Source organism: Erwinia sp. MYb416 (genome assembly GCF_037479575.1).
Taxonomy (GTDB): Bacteria; Pseudomonadota; Gammaproteobacteria; order Enterobacterales; family Enterobacteriaceae; genus Erwinia; species Erwinia rhapontici.
In genome coordinates this window covers 1-2,472 of the sequence record NZ_JBBGYT010000310.1, presented here as the reverse complement: position 1 = coordinate 2,472, position 2,472 = coordinate 1, and the positions used below count along the sequence as shown (strand labels likewise).

The window sequence follows — 2,472 nt, the reverse complement described above, 5'->3', positions numbered from 1 at the left end:
GTTTAGTGTCGATGCGTTGGATGCATCTGACCGTAGTAATGTTGATTTAAGTCGATTTTCTGAAACCAATTTCGTTTCACCTGCGACCTATCTTCTCGATCTTAAAATAAATGGTAAGGTTTTTAACCGATTAAAAATAACATATATCTTGTCGCCAGAGAATGAGAAAACCAGCCTTGCCTGTTTAACCGATGATGTAGTGAATTCACTTGCTCTTAAAGAGGATGCATTTAAGCTTATCCGTAAAATCAATAATCACTGCTTGGATATTACCACTATCCCCAATGTCACTGTGGAAAACCACGATGGTATGCTGGATATCACCATTCCTCAGGCGTGGATGAAATATTCAGATCCGGACTGGGTCCCGCCGGAACGCTGGGATCATGGTGTGCCTGGTATCCTGCTGGACTATAGCGTAAGCGGACAAACGTCTCGTCAAATAAGACCACAGAGTACCAGCAGTGATGTTTCCGCGTATGGTCAGGTTGGCGCTAACCTGGGAGCGTGGCGCTTTCGTGCTGAATATCAGGGAAGTTATTCCCCTGACGATCACAGGAAGCGTTTTGACTGGAACCAGATTTACGCTTATCTGCCTTTGCCGATGCAGGCTGCAAAGCTCACTGTGGGTGAAATATACCTTAACTCCCAGGTGTTTAACTCGGTGCGTTTCACCGGGCTCAATCTTGCCAGCGATGAGCGCATGTTGCCGCCTAATCTTCAGGGTTATGCGCCGCAGATCCATGGTATTGCCAAGAGCAGTGCCAAAGTCACGGTAAGCCAGAATGACCGTATCATTTATGAAACCACGGTACCTGCAGGCCCGTTTAATATTCAGGATTTAAACAGTGCGGTGCGTGGTGCTCTTGATGTGAAAGTCGAAGAGCAGGACGGCAGTATCACCACTTTTCAGGTTAACACGGCCAATATCCCTTATCTGACTCGTCCGGGATATATCCGTTACAACACCTCCGTGGGTCGGCCGTCGCAGTACAACCATAAACTGGAAGGTCCGGGTTTCTTTACCGGTGATTTCTCATGGGGGGCAAGTAACACCTGGTCATTGTACGGAGGTGCGTTGTTAACCGGACGTAACTATAACGCATGGTCCTTAGGGCTGGGACGAGACATGGATATGCTGGGTGCGTTATCAGCAGATGTCACACAGTCGATAAGTAAATTGCCTGGGGACAGTGCCCAGCAAGGGATGTCGTTCCAGTTGAGTTATGCGAAAACGTTTGATGAGTACAACAGTAGTATCACTTTTGCGGGCTATCGTTTTTCTCAGAAAAAATTCAGGACCTTGTCTCAGTATCTCGATGAGCGTAATCGGAGCCGCGACCGCTATGGCCGCGAGAAAGAGATGTACACGATTACGGCTAACAAGACCCTGTGGATGGATAATCCCGATTTAAGAACCACCGTCTATCTGACCTATACGCATCAGAATTACTGGGATCAGACCGGGCAAGACCGTTACAGCTTTTCTGTGGGACGAGCGTTTCGTCTTGCCAATATTGATGGCATTTCAGCCAATCTGTCCTTCTACCGTTCAATTTACCAGGGGCGCAAGGATGACAGTTTAGCGCTTATGTTCTCAGTGCCGATCGGTAACAGCCGCTGGGCAGGATATGAGATGCAGACGCAGGGAAAAAAAAATACGCAAATGGCATCGTACAGTGACAGCAGTGATTACAACAATCTCTGGCGTATGCGTACAGGGGTTGGCAGTGACGGTAAAGCTGCAGTGGATGGCTATTACCAGCATCGTGCCCAAATGGCGCAAATTGACACCAATATTAGTTATCAACAGGATCGCTTTGTCTCCGTTGGGGGGACCGCCCGGGGTGGTCTGACGGCAACACGCTATGGTGCTGCGCTTCACAACAGCAGCAGCACACTGGATACCGCCCGTATCATGGTGGATACCGGTGGGATCGCCGGTATACCGCTCAATGATAAGACGGTAAAAACGAACTATTTTGGTATTGGTATCGTTCCTGATGTCGTCAGCTACAGTAGTTTTGATACACGTGTCGATGTTGATGCGATGGATGATGATATTGAAATTAGCCGTGCAATTTCCACCAATACGCTGACAGAAGGGGCGATTGGCTATGAACGTTTTAATGCTGCTCAGGGGGAAAAACTGCTGGCAGTGATTCGTTTAAGCGACGGTAGTTATCCGCCGTTTGGTGCAGAGATATTTAACAGCGATGGTGTGAACGTCTCCATGATTATGGACAACGGCATTGCCTATATTTCCGGGGTTAAACCTAATGAGAAGTTATCAACGGTCTGGGAAGGAATAACGCAGTGTTACATTGTCGTTCCTCAGAAAGTGACTCGTGATCAGGTGCAGATTTTAATGCCCTGCCAGTAAATTAATTTTATACAGTGAAAGTATCCATATGAACATCGCATCAATTTTTAAAAAAACGGCTACAGTGGCAATGTTAAGTACGGCAGGGA

General features: G+C 47.4%; 1 protein-coding gene. It reads left to right on the top strand.

The features are described 5' to 3' along the window. Nucleotides 1-2,383, top strand: a 2,383-nt coding sequence (locus WH277_RS03760; RefSeq protein ID WP_339504427.1) for a fimbria/pilus outer membrane usher protein, incomplete at its 5' end; no start/stop codon positions are given. Nucleotides 2,384-2,472 lie beyond the last annotated feature (89 nt).